General features: G+C 55.5%; 13 protein-coding genes. 4 read left to right on the top strand and 9 right to left on the bottom strand.

The annotated features are described in order from the left end of the window. Nucleotides 1-491: 491 nt before the first annotated feature. Both FHI25_RS06895 and FHI25_RS06890 read right to left on the bottom strand, forming a co-directional pair. Nucleotides 492-2,498, bottom strand: coding sequence for a PBP1A family penicillin-binding protein (locus FHI25_RS06895; protein WP_210516229.1), 2,007 nt, complete (start codon nt 2,496-2,498; stop codon nt 492-494). Nucleotides 2,499-2,674: 176 nt separating this feature from the next. Continuing rightward, nucleotides 2,675-4,600, bottom strand: coding sequence for a transglycosylase domain-containing protein (locus FHI25_RS06890; protein ID WP_210516227.1), 1,926 nt, complete (start codon nt 4,598-4,600; stop codon nt 2,675-2,677). Between the two features lie 394 nt (nt 4,601-4,994). Here FHI25_RS06890 and FHI25_RS06885 point away from each other — a divergent pair, with 394 nt between their 5' ends. Continuing rightward, on the top strand, nt 4,995-6,197 hold the full coding sequence (locus tag FHI25_RS06885) for a M24 family metallopeptidase (protein WP_210516225.1): 1,203 nt from the start codon (nt 4,995-4,997) through the stop codon (nt 6,195-6,197). 59 nt (nt 6,198-6,256) lie between these two features. On the opposite strand, the gene FHI25_RS06880 is transcribed toward FHI25_RS06885, so the two are convergent. From FHI25_RS06880 to FHI25_RS06860, 5 genes are read right to left on the bottom strand one after another with little or no spacing between them, the layout of a single operon-like run. After that, nucleotides 6,257-7,300: an L-idonate 5-dehydrogenase gene (locus tag FHI25_RS06880; protein WP_210516223.1), complete on the bottom strand. Its 1,044-nt coding sequence runs from the start codon at nt 7,298-7,300 to the stop codon at nt 6,257-6,259. 3 nt (nt 7,301-7,303) lie between these two features. Then, nucleotides 7,304-8,578 carry a TRAP transporter large permease gene (locus tag FHI25_RS06875; protein ID WP_210516221.1) on the bottom strand — a complete coding sequence of 425 codons (1,275 nt, stop codon included), beginning with the start codon at nt 8,576-8,578 and terminating at the stop codon, nt 7,304-7,306. Beyond that, the gene (locus FHI25_RS06870; protein WP_210516219.1) at nt 8,575-9,084 is read right to left on the bottom strand and encodes a TRAP transporter small permease; all 510 of its coding nucleotides are present in this window, start codon (nt 9,082-9,084) and stop codon (nt 8,575-8,577) included. The genes FHI25_RS06875 and FHI25_RS06870 overlap by 4 nt, the downstream gene beginning before the upstream one ends. 56 nt (nt 9,085-9,140) lie before the next feature. Continuing rightward, nucleotides 9,141-10,118 carry a TRAP transporter substrate-binding protein gene (locus FHI25_RS06865; protein ID WP_210516217.1) on the bottom strand — a complete coding sequence of 326 codons (978 nt, stop codon included), beginning with the start codon at nt 10,116-10,118 and terminating at the stop codon, nt 9,141-9,143. Nucleotides 10,119-10,143: 25 nt separating this feature from the next. Next, a complete protein-coding gene (locus FHI25_RS06860; protein ID WP_210516216.1) occupies nt 10,144-10,857 on the bottom strand; it encodes a GntR family transcriptional regulator in 714 nt (237 codons plus the stop codon). A gap of 127 nt (nt 10,858-10,984) precedes the next feature. On the opposite strand from FHI25_RS06860, the gene uxuA reads away from it, so the two are divergent. Genes uxuA through FHI25_RS06845 form a run of 3 tightly spaced genes read left to right on the top strand, consistent with a single transcriptional unit; the run spans nt 10,985 to nt 14,568 of the window. Continuing rightward, nucleotides 10,985-12,202 carry a mannonate dehydratase gene (gene uxuA, locus FHI25_RS06855; protein WP_210516214.1) on the top strand — a complete coding sequence of 406 codons (1,218 nt, stop codon included), beginning with the start codon at nt 10,985-10,987 and terminating at the stop codon, nt 12,200-12,202. Between the two features lie 3 nt (nt 12,203-12,205). After that, nucleotides 12,206-13,657: a mannitol dehydrogenase family protein gene (locus FHI25_RS06850; protein ID WP_210516212.1), complete on the top strand. Its 1,452-nt coding sequence runs from the start codon at nt 12,206-12,208 to the stop codon at nt 13,655-13,657. Beyond that, nucleotides 13,654-14,568: a sugar kinase gene (locus tag FHI25_RS06845; protein WP_210516210.1), complete on the top strand. Its 915-nt coding sequence runs from the start codon at nt 13,654-13,656 to the stop codon at nt 14,566-14,568. Before FHI25_RS06850 ends, FHI25_RS06845 begins: the two co-directional genes overlap by 4 nt. A 232-nt stretch (nt 14,569-14,800) precedes the next feature. Here FHI25_RS06845 and rfbC read toward each other — a convergent pair whose 3' ends face one another. Next, nucleotides 14,801-15,451: a dTDP-4-dehydrorhamnose 3,5-epimerase gene (gene rfbC / locus FHI25_RS06840; protein ID WP_210516208.1), complete on the bottom strand. Its 651-nt coding sequence runs from the start codon at nt 15,449-15,451 to the stop codon at nt 14,801-14,803. Nucleotides 15,452-15,457: 6 nt separating this feature from the next. Then, entirely contained in the window at nt 15,458-16,651 is a 1,194-nt protein-coding gene (locus FHI25_RS06835) for a hypothetical protein (RefSeq protein WP_210516206.1), read from the bottom strand. Nucleotides 16,652-16,673 lie beyond the last annotated feature (22 nt).

The following is a 16,673-nucleotide window of genomic DNA, read 5'->3' as shown; positions in this document are numbered from 1 at the left end:
CCGAAACAGAGCATAAAAACATTTCTGGCAAGACCCCCTGCGTATTTACCCATAACGTCTACGATCCCGGCTCGATACTTTTCGTCCTTAATTGCCCCATCAAAAATCAATACGGATAAAATTCCACCAATGAAACTAATACATCCAATTATAAACCATGAATAAAGATCATTTAATTCATGGATTTTATTGAAATCCATATAGGAAAAAATGACTGACGACAAAATAACGAAAAATAACAATATCTTTTTCAATGATTGCCTCATTTAAAAATGACTTTCCAGATACCTCAAATTAAACTTTAGAGTTGATCAAAAATCTCATTCCAAACAGAGAAAAGCGCTGCCTTGCAATTCATATAATGCTGCAACCATAGTGGATTCCCGCCTTCGCGGGAATGACGGATAGGCTGTAGATAGGCCATAAGAGTTTGAACGAAAACAGGCGGCCCGAAGACCGCCTGTGATTTCGTCAAAGACAGTTGAGGTGCCTTACTGCTTGGTGTTGCCCGAACTGTAGCCGGCGGTGAAGTCGCGCCAGCTGTCGTCTTCGCCGATCTTTTTGGAGCGCGCGAGTGCGGCCTTGCCAAGGGATCGGACCGGGATGTTTTGGTGGGCGTGCAGCATGAAGTCGCGCCAGAGTGCGGCCGGAAGGGCACCGCCGGTGACCTGTTCATCCATCGGGCTGCCATCGTCATTGCCCATCCAGATTCCGGCGACCAGATCGGAGCTGTAGCCGATGAACCAGGCATCGCGGTAATCCGATGTCGTACCGGTCTTGCCGGCTGAGGGGCGGTCGATGATGGCGTTGCGCCCCGTGCCCTTGGACACCACGGCGGCCAGCATGTTGTTCATTTCCCCGGCATGCAGCGGGTTCATCAGACGGACCGGGAAGTCGTCAGAGCGTTCATAGAGCACTTCGCCACCCTTGCCGGTAATCTTGCTGACTGCGTGCGGGAAGACGGCAAAGCCACCATTGGCAACAATCGCATAGGCACCGGTCAGTTCCAGCATCGAGACTTCGCTGGTGCCGAGCGCCAGGCTTGGTTCCGGTTTGAGTTCCGAAGACACACCCATGTCACGCGCCTTTTTGATGACCTTGTCGAGGCCGACTTCAAGCGAGAGCTGGACCGCGATCGAGTTGTTCGAGGTTGCCACCGCATCGCGGATCGACATGGTGCCGTGGTGCTTGCGGTCGAAGTTGCGCGGCTCCCAGCCATCAATAACAATCGGCCCGTCACGCATCCAGTCGTTCGAGCCAAAACCGTTTTCAAGCCCGGCGAGATAGACAAACAGCTTGAACACCGAGCCCGGTTGACGGCGGGCCTGTGTCACGCGGTTATACTGGCTTTCATAATAATCACGGCCACCGACCATAGCGCGGACGGCCCCATCGGGCGTCATCGCCAGAAGGGCGGCCTGCCCGACATGGTGTTCCTTGGCCCCGTTACTGGCGAGCGCACGCAGAAGGTTTTCTTCGGCGATGGCCTGAAGACGGGAATCAAGCGTGGTATAAACCAGAAGATCCTGATCGACATAGCCGACATAATCTTTCACACGATCAAGTACCCAATCAGTGAAATAGCGCACCCCCGGCCCTGCCTGTGCAGCACGTGCGGTGCGCACCCGGGTCTGTTTGGCGCGTTCGGCGCGTGCCTTGGTCAGCGCACCGGTCGATGCCATGGCTTCCAGCACGACATTGGCGCGTTCGGCCGCAAGTTTCGGATCGACCATCGGGTTATAGCGACTTGGTGCCTTGGGCAGGCCAGCCAGAACGGCGGCTTCATACAGGTTGAGACGCCTAGGATCGGTGCCGAAATAATGCCGGGCGGCGGCATCAATGCCATAGACGCCCGAGCCGAAATAAATCCGGTTGAGATAAAGCGAGAGGATTTGCTGCTTATCGAATTTGAATTCCAGCCAGAGGGCCAGAAGCACTTCTTCGATCTTGCGGCCAAAGGAGCGTTCCGGTGACAGGAACAGGTTTTTGGCCAGCTGCTGGGTGATGGTGCTGCCGCCCTCGGCAATGCGCCCAGCCGTCAGGTTGGTCCAGGCAGCACGCGTGATACCGACAATATCAATCCCGAAATGGTCATAAAACCGGCGGTCTTCGATGGAAACAAACGCCTGACCGACATAGTCGGGAAGATCGCGGACCTCGACCGGGTTGCCATAGCGATTGCCATAGGCCGCGAGGTTTTGGCCATCAATACTGATCACACGGATCGACGGTTTGCGTTCGCTGGCGACATCAAAGCTGACCTTGTCGGGCAGACCATATCCGTAATAGGCAACAACCCCGCCGCCCAGAACCATGACCCAGATCGAGCCGAGCACGATGAATTTGGCAATGGCTTCGGGCCCCGGAATCATATCGCCCAGACGGGCAAAAAGACTGCCGCCTTTCTTGCCCGAACTGCTGACGCGCTTTTTCGGCTTTTTGGAACCTGTTGCGCCTTTACGGACGCTCTTTTTCCTTTTGAATTCTCTTTGGGCCACAAAAGCACCTATCGGTCTGGTCCGGGCCGTGCACACGCCAAATTGCCCGTCATATCCGCACAACCCCAAAGTGCGTCTGACAGGCGATAGCGCCGCATTTTCCGGCGAATTTCAATTTTTATGTCCCAACCGAGGAGGGAGTCCCCCGTCTCCCCGTTTTGCGACGGTTTTATCCGTTATTGTCCGCTTGCACTGTCAACTTGACCCATTTTCCACAGATCCTTGACGCCATCGCCTGCGCGACGGCGTTCAGACGATGCACGGACCATGGAACGGATGGGTAAACCATCATGCGCTTCCAGCATAAATAACCGCCACAAAGACGCAAGTTCTACCTCGCCGCGGACATCCATCTGTGACCGATTGTCATTCCCCGCCCAGACGGTTGTGATCAGATCGGACGAGAACCCGACATACCATGCATCGGTGCGGCCACCGGCCACCGTGCCATAGCCGGCAAACGGACGATCCAGACGCACTTGCGGGTCGGTGACACTGGCAAACAAAACGTAGGACGCCTGAATCCCTTCGTCGGTCAGGCGTTTTTCCTGCACTTCCTCGACCCGCTGATAAACCGGGGGGGTGCTATTATCACCCGTATAGGACACCCGGTTGATCAGGGTCATCTGGGGTGGTTTGCCGGAGTTTTGCGGCAGGGCATGAATGGCGGTGATGTCAGTGATCGTTACCGGATCAAGGCCGACGACGGTTCTGATATCACTCGATAACGGGCTTTTGATGCCGATATTGTGGGCATATTGGCGGACATTCAACAGACCAAAGTGATCGGCAAGGTTGGTTGGCACCGTGTTGACATCACGCACAAATGCCTCGCGCAGTGAAATCATGCCCATATAGTCGTGATCCGGGTTGATCGGACGCCAGCCGCCCACCGCCATGCGGTTATCGCGCACCCATTGGGCCGGATCGCTGTTTTCATTGAGCGCATAGTAATAGGTCGCGATCTTGATCATCCGCCCGGGCGAATGGCGGACGTCGGTGACGCGGTTGCGCTGGAACGGTGAATAATTCAGTCCGCCGATCAGGGCGCGAATGCGGCCTTCGGGGCTGATGGACAGCAATCCCGTCTGTGACGCCCCGCGCGGCTTGAAGCGCAGTTCGGCGATTTCCGGCACAATTTCCTGTGCCAGATTTTGAATTTTCCAGTCGATGCTGGTGAGCACATCAATGTCACGGCTGCTGTAGCCGACAATATCGGCGACTTCTTCGAGCACCATATCAACGACATAGCCCGACAGGACGTTTTCCTCGTACTGCACATCGAGTTTCGGTTCGAGCAAGGTCAGGGCCGACACGCGATCAGCCTCGATAAACTTGTACTGTGCAAGACGGGCCAAGATCTTGTTGGCTTCTTCGGCGGTTTCGCGCGGATAAAACAGTGGATTGAAGGTTTCAGGGTCGCTGATGGCGGCGGCCAGAACGGCGGCCTGATGCAGGGTCATGCGTTCGGCAGGCCCGCCATACCAAAGACGCGATGCCGCCGAGATGCCAAAGATGCCGCGCCCGACATAGGCGCGTTCAAGGTAGCTTCGCAAAATGGTTTTCTTGCTGAAACTCCATTCCAGCCAAAGGGCGACAAGAAATTCCTGGATGTGGCGGCCGGGGCCGCTGTCCTTGGTTTTGAAAAAGCTGCGCGCGACCTTCATCGTGATGGTTGAGCCAGGCGCATTTTCGGTGCTGAACATGCGCGCGACATCCGCACCCGAAACCCCCAGATGATCAAAAAACGTCGGATCGGTGGCGGCGACAAAAACGTTCTGAACCCGTTCGGGCAAAGTAGTCAGCGAGACATCCTGGCTATAGTGGCCCTTGATGGTTTCAAGCAGCGCACCGTCATAGCCCAGAATACGGACTTCGGGGCTGCGGACCATGTTGCGGCTGAGATCAAGGTTGGACTTGATGGTAAACAGGCTGCCGAAGATGGCAAGGAACAGCAGAGAGAAGCTCAGGCCGAACACGATCATGCGTTTGCGGCGCTGACGTTTGCGGATCTCGCGCAGTTCCTTTTCGGCGATGCGTTTCATCGCTGCGTTGGCTGCTGTCCTGCCGCCTTGTTCGTTGTCGTCGTTTTCTTCTGCCACGCCGAATATCCGTTATTGCTCGCGGTTTTTGCTTATTCTCTGACAGTAAAGCGCCAAGCCGTTAATAAAGTACTTTAAATCGCCAGATTTATCATACGAACGTATGGTAACGCCGCTGGTAAGAGATGTGATGACCGCGACCATATCCGAACGCGCGGCGGGTGACTGTGATCAATGATATGGCGATGCAGATTTTGCTTGCCAACTTGCGCCCATCTCTCAATATGTCTCGGTGGGCAGGCGATGGCGTCGCCAGCGTGAGAACGATCAGAAGCACGCGCCCAATCCATCACCATACATATCCTGAACGCCGGGATCTTGCTTTGTCGTTGTCATGACAGGGGGAGGTCTTTGTCCCTTTGCATGCGCAACGCGTAAAAAAGGGAACGCGCTTATGGATCGCCCGGAATTTTACCGTTTTCACCAAGGTGACCGCGTGCTGCCGTTTGAGGCGGCCGAATATGATGCCCGTCTTGCGGGCTTGCGCAAGATCATGAATGACACCGGTGTTGAGGCCTGTGTTTTCACTTCCATGCATAACATCGCCTATTATTCAGGCTTCCTCTATTGCGCCTTTGGCCGGCCTTACGGGCTTGTCGTCACCGCATCCGAAAGTGTCACGATCAGTGCCGGGATTGATGCCGCCCAACCGTGGCGGCGATGCCATGGCGATAACATCACCTATACCGATTGGGCGCGAAACAATTACTGGCGCGCGATCCTGTCCGTCACCGGGCCGGGCAAGGTGATTGGTTATGAGGGCGATCACCTGAGCCTTGTGCAAAAGGCGTTGATGGATGAATTCCTGAAACCCGCCAGCACGCAGGACATCGCACCCGCCACCATGCGCCAGCGCATGCATAAATCAGCCGCCGAAATTGCCCTGATCCGCCATGGGGCGCAGGTCGCCGATGTTGGTGGCTATGCCATCCGCGATGCGATCAGGGAAGGCGTGCGTGAGATTGATGTTGCCATGGCCGGGCGCGATGCGATGGAACTTGAAATCGCCAAGCGGTTTCCGCATGCGGAATATCGCGATACGTGGGTCTGGTTCCAGTCAGGCATCAACACCGACGGGGCGCATAACCCGGTAACCGCACGCAAGCTCAAACGGGGCGATATCCTGTCACTTAATACGTTTCCGATGATTTCGGGTTATTACACAGCACTCGAACGTACGCTGTTTGTCGGCGAGGTCGATGAGGCCAGCCTGAAAATCTGGGAGGCCAATGTGGCGGCCCATGAATATGGCATGAGCTTGCTCAAACCCGGTGCGTCCTGCGCGCAGGTGACAGAGCAGATCAACGCGTTCTTTGCCGAGCGGGATTTGCTGCAATATCGCACCTTTGGTTACGGGCACAGCTTTGGCGTGCTGTCGCATTACTATGGCCGCGAAGCCGGGCTTGAGCTGCGTGAAGATATCGACACCAAACTTGAACCGGGCATGGTGATCAGCATGGAGCCGATGTTAACCATTGCCGAGGGCAATCCGGGGGCGGGTGGATACCGCGAACATGACATTCTGGTGATCACCGAAGACGGCAATGAAAACATCACCGGATACCCATATGGCCCGGAATTTAACGTCGTCGGATAGAACGGAAAAAGAAAACGGGCCCTGCATCGGGCCCGTTTTCACCAAATCAAACAAGCCAGTCAGTCGGCAAAGGAAAGCTGAACCTTGACCGATTTGCTGCGGTCGCGGGCGACGTCAAAGGCGTCCTTTGCGGTTTCAAGCGCAAAGGTCTGGGTGATGATCGGTGCGACATCAATCTCGCCGCGATCAATCATGCCAACCGCCTCGGCAAATTCGGTGTGAAAGCGGAAGGTACCGGTAATGGTGAGTTCCTTGGCAACCAGCGGGTTGAACGGTACGGGCATTTCACCGGCCACCCCGACCTGGACAAGAATGCCTTGCGGGCGCAGGGTCGCAATTGCTGTCCGGAGTGCCGCCGGTGCAGCCGAACATTCCAGACAGACATCAAACTGGCCCTTTTCGGCCTCATAGGGTTTGAGGTCATCGGCGGCATTAGCGATATTGATGGTGCGGGTTGCCCCCATCTGACGGGCGACATCGAGGGCAAAATCCTGTAGGTCGGTCACGATGATTTCGCTGGCACCAGCACGTTTGGCCGCGGCGGCACAGAGGCTTCCGATTGGACCGGCACCGGTAATCAGCACCTTTTTGCCCGACAGATCGCCCGCACGCGCAACCGCATGAAGACAGACAGCCAGCGGTTCGGCGCAGGCCGCCTTGCCGATATCTGTTTGATCGCTGATCAGATGGCACTGCCCCTGCCCGACATTGACCAGATCACGAAAGGCACCTTGAATATGAGGCATCGGCATGGCCGAGCCAAAGAACTTCATGTTCAGGCAATGCTGATGCAGGTCCTGCTGGCAATATTTGCAGGTGCCACACGGATGACTTGGATTAATCGCGACTTTCTGCCCGACGGACAAGCCGCTGACATCCGGACCGAGTGCGACAATTGTACCGGCAGCCTCGTGACCAAGAATGATCGGTTCGCGGACACGGATCTGACCGATCCCGCCTTCGAAATAGTAATGCATGTCCGAACCGCAGACGCCGCCTGCCCCGACCCGGATCAGGACTTCATCGCCGACCGGATCGGTGGTTGCTTCAGTTTCGATCCGCAGATCGTCTTGGCCATAGAGCCGGCAAACACGTGTTTGCATTGATTACTCCATCAGGGACGGCAGCCAGGTTGACAGCGCCGGAATATAGGAAACAAGAAACAGGATCAGGATATTGGTCACCAGAAACGGTGCCAGTGCCCGGATCACGGTGGAAACAGGTGCCTTTGCGATGTTCGCACAAATAAACATGCAAATACCCACCGGCGGGGTTGTCAGACCGATCATCAGGTTCAGGACCGCAAAGACCGCGAAATGAATCGGATCGACGCCGACATTGGTCGCAAGGGTCAGAAGCGGCACAAACAGGATGATCAGCGCGGCAATGGTTTCCATGAACATGCCGACAACCAGCAACACCAGATTGATCAGAAGGATCACGGCGTATTTATTGTCGGTAATCGACAGAACCGTATCGGAGATCATCTGCGGGATGCGTTCGGAGACCAAAATCCAGCCAAACACATTTGCCAGCCCGACAAGCGCCAGAATGGCAGCCGCCGTCACCGCACTATCGATGATGATTTTCGGCACCTTGCGCAGCGGCAATTCGCGATAGATGAAACAACCGACAACAAAAGCATAGACGCTGGCGATCACGGCTGTTTCGGTCGGCGTGGCAATACCACTGAGCAGACCACCAATAATCAGCCCGGTCATCGCAAGCGCCCAGAAGGCACCGGTAAAGGAGCGGCCGAGTTCACCAAATCCCTGCCAGGGTTGATGGGGGAAATTGCGCCGAACCGCAATGATGTAGCAGGTCACCATCATGGCAAGCCCCATCAGAATGCCCGGAATGGCACCGGCGATGAACATCTTGCCAACCGAAATCCCCGAAAGCGCACCGACGATAATCATCGGCATGCTTGGCGGAATGATTGGACCGACTGTCGATGAGGCCGCCGTCACAGCAGCGGAAAATGCCGGGGTATATCCGGCGCGCACCATGCCCGGGATCATCATCCCGCCAATTGATGCCGCATCGGCAACCGCGGTTCCGGAAATGCCACCAAACAGCATGGATCCCGTCACATTGGTCAGACCAAGTCCACCACGCATCCAGCCGACCAAGGCATTGGCAAAGCGCACAATGCGCGGCGTGATGCCGCCGCCATTCATCAGGTTCCCGGCAAGGATAAAGCCCGGAATACAAAGCAGGACAAAGACATCCATTCCGGCAAACAGTTTTTGCGGAATGACGACAAGCGGGATGCCTTCAATCAGGAGATAACACAATGAGGAAAGCCCAAGTGTCACCGCAACCGGAAGGCCGATGACAAGGCCGAGGACGAAAACGCCAAATAGAATTGCGAGGCTCATGGGAGGTCCTTTGTCGTGTCTTCGGCTTTTCCGTCAGAGACGCCGGCAATGATACGGATGATGCGCAGAACCGCAAAAAGACAGAGAACGGCAATCAATATGAAAACAGTCGCGTGGATGAAGTCCATCCGGACCCCGAGGGTCGGCGAGGTTTGCAGCACGCCGATTGAAACAAACATCCATGCCGGCGAAAGCAATAACAAACAGAAACCGGCAGTAAGTGCGGCAGAAACAAACATCAATGCCCGCTGGAGTCGCAGGGGCAGCAGGTCACAGACGATCTCGACATTGACCAGTTCACCATTGCGAAAAGACAGGCCAACCCCAAAGGCGGCCATATAGAGCAGCGCGTGGCGGGTGAGTTCTTCGGTCCAGACCGGAGAACTGGGCAAAAAGGTCCGCGAAAAGACCTGTATCAGGACCGTGGCAATCAGAACGCCGAAAGCAGCCCCTGTTCCAACCCGACACAATGCTATGATCAACGCGTATAATCTGGCTGAAAGCACGTTACTTCCCCGTCGAAAAAGGTTCGGCCGCAATCACGCGGCCGAACCGGCAGAATTTAGTTAGCAAACAGATCTTCGACAATCGGACGAATTTCATCGGAAACGTTTGCGAGAACGGCGTCTTTGGCCTTGGAGGCGAAGGCATCCTTGTCGACTTCGACAAAGGTCATACCCTTTTCCTGAAGTTCTTTGGTCAGGCGTTCCTCGTCGGCGGTGAACAGATCACGCTCAAACGCCTGTGCGCGACTTGCGGCTTCCATGACGGCTTCCTTGTCGGCGTCAGACAGCTTACCCCAGGTAATTTCCGAGATCGTCAGGTAAATCCACGAGCGAACATGTTCGGTCTTGTTCACGAAGTCCTGGACTTCATCGAAGCTTGCCGAGTCAATCAGAGCCAGCGGGTTTTCCTGTGCGTCGATCGTGCCTGCCTGCAGGGAGGTAAAGACTTCGGAGAAGGCCATCGGGGTTGGCTGTGCACCGAGCGACTTCCAGACATCAACAAATAGCGGAACGTTTGGAACACGCAGTTTCAGACCGTTCAGATCATCTGGTGATTTGATTTCGCGGTTGGAGGTCAGGTTGCGCGGACCGCGGGCAAAATAGGCAACCGGGCGGATACGGGCTTTTTCGATGATCTGCTGTTCAATTTGATCGCCGATTTCGCCACTGGCAACAGCATCCATGTCTTCAAGCGTTTTGTAGGCATAAGGCACGGCAAGAAGAGCGGCCTTTGGTGCCCAGTTCTGAAGGCTTTCACCGGTAATTGTCATATCGACGGCACCAAGTTGCATGCCATTGATCAGATCAATTTCCTTGCCAAGGGTTTCATTCGGGAAGACTTGAACTTCAATACGGCCATCGGTGAGGGTTGCCAGTTCCTCGCCGAATTTAACGGCGGCCTTGTGCCAGGCGTTCTGTTCATTTGCAAGGTGGCCAAGCTTGAGCGTCATCTCTGCTGCGATTGCAGAGTTGCTCATCAGGATGGCGGCTGCGCCGGCGAGTATCAGTTTCTTGGTTGATTGTATTGTAAGCATCTTTTCCTCCCTATTTGGTGATGCCTTAGGGTGACGGCGCAATCTTGTCTGCGTCGTCAAATAGCTCCGTTCTGGAGCGCGCAATATCAGGCAGCGTATGCAGAATTTCACGAGTATGTTCACGCATGGCTGCGCTGGCTTGTTCGGGATCACGTGATGTGATTGCCGAAACAATTCCGACGTGCTGATCAATGATTTCTTCCATCGGAAACTGGAAGTAGCTGAGATACCGCACGCGATCGAGTTGGGCGCGGACATCCTCGACAATTTTCCAGGCATAGGTTTTGCCTGCGACTTCGGCGAGGCAGCGATGGAAATCATGATCAAGTTTAAGGAAAGCCCGTGCATCGCCTTTCATGGCTTTGCGTTGCTCGGCGATTAATTGTTCGAGACGGGCAAGAAACGCAGCGTCCGGTTCTTTTGCAACGAAACCGGCAATGTCGGCCTCGATTGCCTCGCGGACGAAGCGGGCATCAAGAACAGCCGCGACAGAAATTTTTCTGACATAGGTGCCGCGTTGCGGGCGGATTTCAAGCAAGCCTTCATCGGCAAGCTTGATAAACGCCTCGCGGACGGGCTGACGGCTGACATTGAAATGTTTTGCAAGTTCGGCTTCGGACAATCGCACGCCCGGAAGCAAGTCGGTGCACACGATCCGTTCGCGAATGATGCGATGGATCTGGGTGCCGACAGCCTGATCGTGCGTGATTTCCCAGTCGTTGTGTTCGGGATCGCCCATCAATATCTCCTTGCCTTTTCGAGTCCTATTGCATACTACCATACTAGTCAACATAATTATGGCGCGATATTATCGAGAGCAGTTATAGTCGCTATTGCAGACTTCACGCCAATACAGAGAGAAGCATATGAAACAAACCTGGAGATGGTTCGGCCCCCATGACCTCGTGAGCATTGACGATATTTGTCAGGCCGGTGCACATGGCGTGGTTTCCGCCCTTCATCACATCCCCAGCGGTGCTGTCTGGACCCCAGAAGAAATCGCCAAGCGTCACACCGAGATTGCGACGATGAAAGACGGCAGCGCATCCGGCCTGACCTGGGACGTGGTTGAAAGTCTTCCGGTTTCAGAATCGATCAAACGGCAGGTCGGCCCATGGCGCGACCATATCGCGGCCTATAAGGAAAGCCTGCGTCATCTGGCGAAATCCGGCATTCGCATTGTTTGTTATAACTTTATGCCGGTTCTTGACTGGACGCGCACCCATCTGAACTGGCGTCTGGCAAACGGTGCGACCTGCATGCGTTTTGATCTGACCGACTTTGTCGCGTTTGACCTGTTCATCCTGCGCCGTGCCGGTGCCGAAGATGATTATCCGGCTGCCATTGTTGCGGATGCCAAAATCCGTTTCAGTGAAATGTCCGAAGACCGCCGTGCGGAACTTGAACGCACCGTGGCGTTTGGTCTGCCGGGTTCGGTCGAGAACCTTTCGCTTGAGGATTTGCGCGGGCTTCTTGCCACCTATGCCGAGATTGATGCCGATACGCTTCGTGCCAATCTGGTCGCCTTTCTTGAAGAAGTCGTACCGGTGGCGCGCGAAGTTGGCATTCGCATGTGCTGCCACCCGGATGATCCGCCCTTTGCGCTTTTGGGGCTGCCGCGCATCATGTCGACAGAAGCCGATTATGCCTTTGTCATGCAAGCCGTCGATATTCCCGAAAACGGCATTACCCTTTGTTCCGGGTCGCTTGGCGTTCATCCGGGCAACGATTTGCCGGGCATGATGAAACGCTGGGGCGAGCGGGTGCATTTCATTCATCTGCGCAACACCACACGTGAAAGCGAAGGTTTGCCATGCAGCTTCCATGAAGCCGAACATCTGGGGGGTGATACCGACATGGTCGCCCTGATCGAGCAGATCCTGCGCGAGGAAGCACGACGCAAAGCCGCCGGTCGGGAAGACTGGCAGATTCCAATGCGCCCCGATCATGGTCAGGACATTCTTGATGATCTTAACCGCCAGGGACAGCCGGGCTATCCGGCAATTGGCCGTCTGAAGGGCCTTGCCGAGCTGCGCGGCGTGATGACCGCCCTTTCAGCACGACTTGACCAGCTTGCGGAGTAAGAAATGACATATTCCGACGCGCCGGAACCCGGAACGGACTTGCCGATGGCAGGTGCCGGTATCGTGCATATCGGTATCGGTGCCTTCCACCGTGCACATCAGGCGGTCTATACCCAAGACGCCATGGCGGCAGAGGAAGGCGACTGGCACATTATTGGTGTTAGTCTGCGCAGTACGGAGATTGTCGATGCGCTGAATGCGCAAGGTTGTGGCTTTAATGTTATCGAACGCCATCCCGATGGGCCGAAGGCGCGCAAGATTACAAGCATGACGCACGCCCTTGCCGCCGCACGCGATGTGGCACCGGTGATTGCCGCCCTTGCCAATCCGGCGATCCGGATTGTGACGATTACGGTGACCGAGAAGGCCTATGGCATTGATCGATCGGGAAAGGTGCAGCGCAACCATGCTGCCATCAAACACGATCTTGAAAAGATCGACGCACCATCGGGGTTGGTCGGCATTCTGGTTGCCGGGCTCAAACGCCGCAAGGATGCAGGTCTTCGCCCTTTCACCATCGTTTCGTGCGACAACCTTCCGGCCAATGGCCATCTGTTGCGCGCCGGTGTGATTGATTTTACCCAGCAGATCGATCCGGATCTTGGTCAATGGATTGCCGAAAATGTATCCTTCCCTTCGACCATGGTCGACCGCATCACACCCGCCGCAACGGCACAAACATTTGCCGATGCAAAGCGCCTTACCGGCCATGACGATCCGGCAGCAATCGAAACCGAACCGTTTTCACAATGGGTGATCGAGGATGATTTTCCCGATGGCCGCCCCGCGTGGGAAAAGGCCGGTGCCATCCTTGTAAAGGATGTCGAACCCTATGAATTGATGAAGCTTCGGATGCTTAATGGCAGTCATTCGTTGATTGCCTATGTCGGGCAATTGGGCGGGTATCGTTATGTTCGCGATGCGATGGCAAACGACATGTTTGCCAAACTGGTTGCACGGCATATGGAAAATGCAGCGGCGACCATGACGCCTTTGCCGGGTATTGATTTTGCCGACTACGGCGCCGAGCTGGTGGATCGTTTCCGTAACCCGGAAATCGCCCACGAAACCCGCCAGATTGCGATGGACGGCACCGAAAAACTGCCGCAGCGGATTTTTGCCCCGGCATTGCAGATGCTAAATGCGCCGAAACAGCTTGGTACTTTTGCCCTTTGCTTTGCGGCATGGCTTGCTGTCATGCGCACACGGATCAATGGGGCAGATGCGAGCGAGGCGGCTCAGACCCTTAACGATCCGCGCGCAGACGATATTGTTGCCGCCCTTGGCGATGATCAGGAGGCGGCCGCCATTTATGACCGGCTGGCACATTTGCAAGACTGGATGCCCGAAGGTCTCAAGGAAAGTGCGGCTTGGCGTGAGGCGGTGATCGCCCGCCTGTCACTCTTGCTTTTGGAAGGTGCTGATCACGCGATTGCGCAAGAGCTTAAACCATGACGGCAAAGCGGTTTGTTTCCTGCGGGGAATGCATGATCGAAATGGCGGGCGGTGCGGATGACCGCTGGAAAATGGGCATTGCCGGCGATACGTTAAATACCGCATGGCACTTCCGGAATGCGACAACGGCAGATGACTGGCATGTCGGATATGTCACGGCCCTTGGCGAAGATCGGTATTCCGAACGGATTGTGAAATTCATTGCCGATGCAGGCATTGATGTCAGCGCCATTCAACGTCTGCAGGGCAAACGGCCGGGCCTTTATCTGATTGATCAGGAAGACGGTGATCGCGTTTTCACCTATTGGCGTGAAAATTCGGCGGCGCGCAAAATGGCCGATGATATTGCATCGCTTGCCCGTGCTGTACGCAATACCGACGTAATTTACCTGTCAGGAATTACGCTTGCCATTCTTGGGCCGGATCGCCGTGGGGCAATGATTGATCTGCTCAGCGATCTTTCGGAAGGCACCCGAATTGCGTTTGATCCCAACATCCGTCCGGTTCTGTGGGAAAGCCCCGAGATTTGTGCGGAGGTCATTCGCGCGGTCGCGGCAATATCGGACATTGTCCTGCCCAGTTTTGACGACGAGGCCAAACTGTTCGGGGACCGTTCACCCGAAGAAACCGTCATGCGTTATCGCGATCTTGGGGTGCCTGAGGTGGTGGTTAAAAATGGTAAGGAAGCGTGCTGGTTTTCAAAAGGTGACACGACGCAAAGCATCAAGACACCACCGGTGACTGATGTTGTTGATGCGACCGGTGCCGGCGACTCGTTTAATGCGGCCTTTCTGGCAGCACGACTGGACGGTGCGGAGATTTCCGATGCCATCCGGGCCGGACAGAGCCTTTCGGCAAAGGTCATCCAGACCCACGGGGCATTGTTTGATCCACGCCACACCCCAGAATGACCGAGCACTTGCCTGCGCATCAAGTTACGCGGAATACACCCGGTGATTTCGGGATATTCCACCATGCCGAGGGTGATCCCTATGGCCCGGACTTCAATGTGTTTGGTTAGGTAAGGATAGCGTGTTTCAAGAAATGGGCCCGATAACGGGCCCATTTCCGGATTGAGTGCGCATCGGACAGGGAGACTGGATGGGCAACCAGTGCGCACCCAATACAGTCACGGTGGGCCAATCACGATGGATTGGCACTTAAAACCGTGACATTCGCGCGGTTGAGATTGAGGGGTGCGAAATCGTGGTTTGGCGGCGTGTGCCCCATGGGACCAAGGATTTCAGGGTCCAGATCGGACAATAGAGGCTGTCTGCTGTCCTTTTCGGACACCACCGGCTGTTGCCCGTAAAGCTGCCAGTCGATAGCAAGATCAGGATCGTTCCAGGCAATGCCGCGATCATGGTCGGGGCTGTAATAGTTCGATGCCTTGTACATGACATGGGTGTCGGGCTTAAGCGTTTTGAAGCCGTGGGCGAAGCCCTCGGGGATCCAGAGCTGGTACCAGTTTTCGGCACTGAGTTCGATCTTGATGTGTTGACCAAAGGTCGCGGAGCGCGGGCGGATATCGACCGCGACATCAAGGATGGCACCTTGTGTCACGCGGATCAGTTTGCCCTGGGCATAGGGGCTGGTTTGAAAATGCAGGCCGCGGATGGTGTTGATCGGAACGCTGATCGAATGGTTTTCCTGTACCAGATCAATATCACCCACCACCTCGCAGAAATCGTCATAGCGAAAGGTTTCGGCAAAAACACCGCGTTTGTCCCGATGTCGGGTGGGCACAAACAAAACCGGACCTTCGATATCAAACGCGGTAAATTCGACAGGCATTGTTCATTACTCCTTGATCGAGATCGGAACACGGATCAGTTGGCGCGGCACACGCCAGCGATCCTTGTAGGGTTTCGGGACAAGACGGACGAAAACCAGGCTGGCTTCGTCATCAACCGTGCCAAACAGACGATCTGTGCTGTCTTCGTCGATGATCGACGGATAGGCCGAAAAGGTCTCGCCCTCTGCCGCGTCGCGTTGCAAAGGCTGGCGATAGAGCAGTTCGGGTTCCGACCAGTTTTTGAGATCCGTCGAGGACGAATAGAAGAAGCCGGCAATGTCGGGTTCGCCCTTTTTGCGAATGCGATGAAGGTAGACCGTGATGAAACTGTTTGATCCTTCGTGGCGGACCAGACCGCGGATGGAGGAAACACCCACCGGCCCGACGCGCGCGCATTCGGTTTCGCGTGCCGACCATCCCTGATCGGTCAGGGTTGCGGCCAGCTCGAAGCTTGAGCCGTTCCAGACATCCCATCGTTTGGGATCATCAATCGGGGCGCGCACCAGACAATTGCGCGACTCTTCCCAGTTATCGGCGCGACGCCAGACAATGGCGTAATAGTAGTTCTGCCAGGAGATGATGTTGGTCACCGTCACATAGCTTGGCGCGCGTTTGCGATCATCGCGATAGGGTTCTGGCGGCGGAAACGGCGCGTGATGGGGCGGGTTGCCGAGATAATCAAAGGTCTTGCCACCGTCACTGGATTTCAGCGTCACCAGCCCATTGATCCAGCAATCAGTGCGTTTTGTCCGGCCCTTGCACGGCATGTCATGGCGATAGGGCATGAAGCTGGCACTGCCCAGGGCATAAACATTGCGCCCGTCACGGGTATAGATCGCCTGAAGCCAGGTGCGGTCATCAAGCAGTTCTGGTACGGCTTTGCCCGCGGCCTTGAAGCGGCTGTCGCAATCGGGTTTCAGGCTGTTAAAGCCATAACCGACAAAGGCCCGGTTCTGAAAGTTCGGCGCAAACAGAACCATTTTGCCCTGATTGTTGCGAAAGGCGCGCGCCGGTGAATCGGGCAGATGATGGTTGTCACATCCGGTGACGTCGCTATCAAAGATGACGGTTTCGGTGCCCGAAACAGTTACCTCGGCGGCCCGTAAATCCGGGTTCCAGCCAAACATGCCCCCGACCGACAATCCGATCAGGAATGCCGAGAGACCTGTGATGCGTTTTGAGAAACGAAGTGTGCCCAAGGTTTCACCCGCCAGGTTTGAA

The organism is Thalassospira sp. ER-Se-21-Dark (assembly GCF_017922435.1).
Lineage (GTDB): Bacteria > Pseudomonadota > Alphaproteobacteria > Rhodospirillales > Thalassospiraceae > Thalassospira.
This window is presented reverse-complemented; position numbering and strand designations above follow the sequence as displayed.